Here is a 4715-nt window from a genome sequence, read left to right as displayed (position 1 = left end):
CCGAGCTTGAAGCGGGCGGCGGCGCCGCCCGCTTCAAGCTCGGCGGCAAGAAGGAGGAGGCGGAGCGGCAGCGCAAGCTGGAGCTGATCCGGACCCCCGTCCTCTCCTGCTACCGGATCGCGGTCATCTCGCTCAAGGGCGGTGTCGGCAAGACCACGACGACCACCGCGCTCGGCGCGACGCTCGCGACCGAGCGGCAGGACAAGATCCTGGCGATCGACGCCAACCCGGACGCCGGCACCCTGGGCCGCCGGGTGCGGCGCGAGACCGGGGCGACCATCCGTGACCTGGTGCAGGCGATCCCGTACCTGCACTCGTACATGGACATCCGCCGGTTCACCTCGCAGGCGCCGTCCGGTCTGGAGATCCTCGCCAACGACGTGGACCCCGCCGTCTCGACGACGTTCAACGACGAGGACTACCGGCGGGCGATCGACGTCCTGGGCAAGCAGTACCCGATCATCCTCACGGACTCGGGTACGGGTCTGCTGTACAGCGCGATGCGCGGGGTGCTCGACCTCGCCGATCAGCTGATCATCATCTCCACGCCCTCCGTGGACGGCGCGTCCAGCGCGTCGACGACGCTGGACTGGCTCTCCGCGCACGGCTACGCGGACCTGGTGCAGCGCTCCATCACGGTCATCTCCGGGGTCCGCGAGACCGGCAAGATGATCAAGGTCGAGGACATCGTGCAGCACTTCCAGACCCGCTGCCGCGGTGTCGTGGTCGTGCCCTTCGACGAGCACCTGTCGGCCGGCGCCGAGGTGGACCTCGACATGATGCGGCCGAAGACCCGGGAGGCGTACTTCCACCTCTCGGCGATGGTGGCCGAGGACTTCGTACGGGCGCAGCAGGCGCAGGGCCTGTGGACCGGCGACGGCCAGGGCGCGCTGCCGCCGCACATGGCGCCGCCGATGCCGGGCCACCAGATGCCCGGTCAGCCGATGCCCGGACAGCCGGTGCCGGGGCAGTTCGCGCCCGGACAGCCCGTACCGGGGCAGCCGTACGGTGCCCAGCCGGCGCCCGGACAGCCCATCCCCGGGCAGCCGATGCCCGGCCAGCAGCCGCCCGGTCAGCCGTACCCGCCGCAGCAGCCGTACGGGCAGCAGCCGGCGCCGGGTCAGCCGTACGGCGCGCCGCCCGCGCCCGGACAGCCCTACGGGGCTCAGCCCATGCCGGGGCAGCCGGCGCCGGGTCAGCCGTACGGAGCACAGCCCGCGCCCGGACAGCCGTACGGCGCGCCTCCCGGCCAGCCCGGTGTGCCGCAGGGCTGGCAGCAGCCGCAGCCGGGTCAGCCGCTGCCTCCGCAGGCCGATCCGCAGGATCACGGTCACGGGCAGCCGCAGGGTCAGGGGCAGGGCCACGACCAGGGACAGGGGCAGGTCCCGCCGCCGAACTGGTCGCAGGAGCAGCCTCCGCAGGCGCCGCCAGCCCCTCAGCAGTAAGGCGTCACAGGAGTAGACCAATGAGGCCCCGTACCGGTTCCCCGGTACGGGGCCTCGTGGCATTCCCGCAGTCCACACGGGGTTTGAGGGATCGTTGACGACGGCAGACCACCGCTGATAAACCTTCGCTTCACTCACCGTCAGCCCAAGATCCACGACAGATCCCCCGACGCGAGGTCACGTCCCATGGTCATGGTCACGAAGGTTCCGCCCCGTCACACCCCCACGCACAGAGCGCTCCGTCTGCTGCTCGCCTCCGGTGTCACCGCCGTCTCGCTCGTGGCCGTCCCCGGTACCGCCGCCGCGGAGGACGACAAGACCGCGGGGAACACGCTCACCGTCGCCGTCTCGCAGAGCATCGACTCGCTGAGCCCGTTCCTCGCCCAGAAGCTCACCTCGACCAGCATCCACCGGCTGGCGTACGAGTACCTCACCAACTACGACGCGAAGGACGCCCGTACGATCCCGGGCCTGGCGACGGCGTGGACCCCCTCGGCGGACAAGCTGACGTGGACGTACACGATCCGCGAGAACTCGAAGTGGTCCGACGGGAAGCCGGCCACCGCCGAGGACGCGGCCTGGACCTTCAACAAGATGATGACCGACCCGAACGCCGCCACCGCCAACGGCAGCTTCACGGCCAACTTCGCGCAGGTCACCGCACCCGACCCGAAGACGCTCGTCATCCGCCTGAAGAAGCCGCAGGCCACGATGACCGCGCTCGACGTGCCGATCGTGCCGAAGCACGTCTGGGAGAAGGTCGGCGACTTCTCGAAGTTCAACAACGACAAGCAGTTCCCCATCGTGGGCAACGGGCCGTTCGTCATCACGGACTTCAAGGTCGACCAGTACATCAAGCTCAAGCCGAACAAGACGTTCTGGCGGGGCGCGCCGAAGTTCGACGAGCTGGTCTTCAAGTACTACAAGGACGGCGACGCCGCCGTCGCCGCCCTCCAGAAGGGCGAGGTGTCCTTCGTACCGAATCTGACGCCCGCCCAGGCCGCCGCGCTGAAGACCCAGAAGAACATCAAGGTCAACGACGCCCCCGGCCGCCGCTTCTACGCCATCGCCACCAACCCGGGCGCGAAGGCCCAGGACGGCAAGACGTTCGGCAACGGCCACAAGGCGCTGCTCGACCCCGCCGTCCGCAAGGCGCTCTTCCTCGCGGTCGACCGCACCACCCTCGTCGACAAGGTCTTCCAGGGGCACGCCGTCGAGGGCGAGGGCTACATCCCGCCCCGCTTCGGCTCGTACTTCTGGAAGCCCGACGACGCCCAGAAGCGGTCGTACGACCCCACCGCCGCGGACAAGGTCCTCTTCGCGGCCGGCTACCGGAAGAACGCCGAGGGCAAGCGGCTCGGCAAGGACGGCAAGCCGCTGGACTTCCGGATCCTCTGTCACGCCACCGACCCGAACGACAAGGCGGTCGGCAAGTACCTCCAGGAGTGGTGGGGCGCGCTGGGCATCGGCCTGAAGGTCGACTGCCTGGACAGCGTCTCGGACCCGTGGGTCAAGGGCGACTACGACCTCGCGTTCGACGGCTGGTCGGTCAACCCCGACCCCGACTACGTCCTGTCGATCCACACCTGCGGCACGCTCCCCGCGACGCCGAAGGACTCCGGGGCCACCGACAACTTCATCTGCGACAAGGAGTTCGACGGGCTCTACGCGCAGCAGGCGGTGGAGTACGACACCGCCAAGCGGGCGGATCTGGTGAAGCGGATGCAGTCCCGGCTGTACGACACGGGGTACATGAACATCATGGCCTACCCGAACGCCCTCGAGGCGTACCGCACGGACCAGATCGCGTCCATCACGACCATGCCCGAGGCCGCCGGGAACCTGTGGGGCCAGGACGGCTACTGGAGCTGGTGGTCGGCCACGCCCACGGCCTCCGCGTCCGACGGCGACAGCTCCGGCTCCTCGACGACCGTCTGGCTGATCCTCGGCCCCGTCGCGCTCGTCCTCGTCGCCGTGGGCGTCTGGACCGCCCGTCGCCGTCGCACCACCGCCGACGACCGCGAGTAGTCCGTGACGACAGCGAGCACCCCCGCCGACGTGGTGCGGGCCGAAGAGGCCCGCGCCACGGACGGCGCACCCCGCACCGGTTCCTCCCTCGGCTATCTCCGCCACGCGGCGGGCAAGCTGGGCGGCGCGCTCGTCTCCCTCTTCGCCGTCCTCGTCACCAGCTTCTTCCTGTTCCGGATCATCCCCGGCGACCCGGTGAAGGCGATGACGCACGGCGTGCCCACCTCGGCCGAGCAACTCGCCACGCTGCGACGTCAGTTCGGGCTCGATCTGCCGCTGTGGCAGCAGTTCACCGACTACTGCGCCAAGGCACTGAGCGGCGATCTCGGCACCTCGTTCCAGTTCCGCGCCCCGGTCGGCGACCTGATCGCGGAGAAACTGCCCGCGACGCTGCTGCTCACCGGGGTCGCCGTGGTGATCTACTCGGCGCTCGGGCTCTGGCTCGGCACCCGCTCGGCCTGGCGCCACGGCGGGCTCGGCGACAAGTTGAACACCGGGATCGCGCTGACGCTCTGGTCGGTGCCCTCCTTCTGGCTCGGGCTGCTGCTCATCATCGTGTTCTCGGTCGGCATCGGCCCGATCCCGGGACTCTTCCCGACCGGCGGCATGGAGTCGGGCACCGGCGAGACCGGCTTCGCGTACGTCCTCGACGTCGCCCACCACCTCGTGCTGCCGGTCGTCACGCTCGTGGCCGTCGGGTACGCGCAGACCCTGCTCGTGATGCGCTCCTCGCTCCTCGACGAGATGGGCGGCGACTATCTGACGACGGCGCGCGCGAAGGGGCTGCGCGACGACGACGTACGGCGCCGGCACGCCGTGCCGAACGCGCTCCTGCCGACCGTGACCATGATCTTCATCAATCTGGGCCATGTGGCGGCCGGTTCGATCCTGGTGGAGACGGTGTTCTCCTGGCCGGGCCTCGGCGGGCTGTTCTACCAGGCCCTGAGCGTGCCCGACCTGCCGCTCGTCCAGGGCCTCTTCGTGGTCTTCGCCGGAGCGATGATCCTGATGAACCTGATCGCCGACCTGCTGTATCCGCTGCTCGACCCCAGGGTGGGCCGATGACCTCGACCGAACCGACGCTGCCGTCGGCGGCCTCGCTGCGGTGGGAACGCCGCCGCAGCTCGGTGGCCCGCTTCTGGAAGGCGTACCGCACGCACCGCGCCGGGCTCTACGGCCTCGCCGGGCTCGCCCTCCTCGCACTGCTCGCGCTGACCGCCCCGCTGACCGTCGGCGCCGACG

3 protein-coding genes and 1 pseudogene are annotated in these 4715 nt (G+C 70.0%); all 4 read left to right on the top strand.

Annotated elements, in window-relative coordinates; genetic code table 11:
* A partial coding sequence (locus tag AOK00_RS23745; protein ID WP_159041834.1) for a MinD/ParA family ATP-binding protein occupies positions 1–1445 on the top strand: 1445 nt, incomplete at its 5' end.
* A 192-nt stretch (positions 1446–1637) separates the two neighbouring features.
* Positions 1638–3473 (top strand): ABC transporter substrate-binding protein, encoded by a 1836-nt coding sequence (locus AOK00_RS23740; protein WP_055602318.1) that lies wholly within the window; start codon positions 1638–1640, stop codon positions 3471–3473.
* A 3-nt stretch (positions 3474–3476) separates the two neighbouring features.
* Positions 3477–4538, top strand: coding sequence for an ABC transporter permease (locus AOK00_RS23735; RefSeq protein ID WP_030322438.1), 1062 nt, complete (start codon positions 3477–3479; stop codon positions 4536–4538).
* Positions 4535–4715: pseudogene (locus AOK00_RS23730) on the top strand (ABC transporter permease); the annotation flags it as partial. The gene AOK00_RS23735 and the pseudogene AOK00_RS23730, both read left to right, overlap by 4 nt.

Origin of the sequence: Streptomyces aureus, assembly GCF_001418135.1 — a bacterium.
Taxonomy (GTDB): Bacteria; Actinomycetota; Actinomycetes; order Streptomycetales; family Streptomycetaceae; genus Streptomyces; species Streptomyces aureus_A.
The sequence above is the reverse complement of the archived record's forward strand: the minus strand, read 5'-3'. Positions and strand labels throughout refer to the sequence as shown.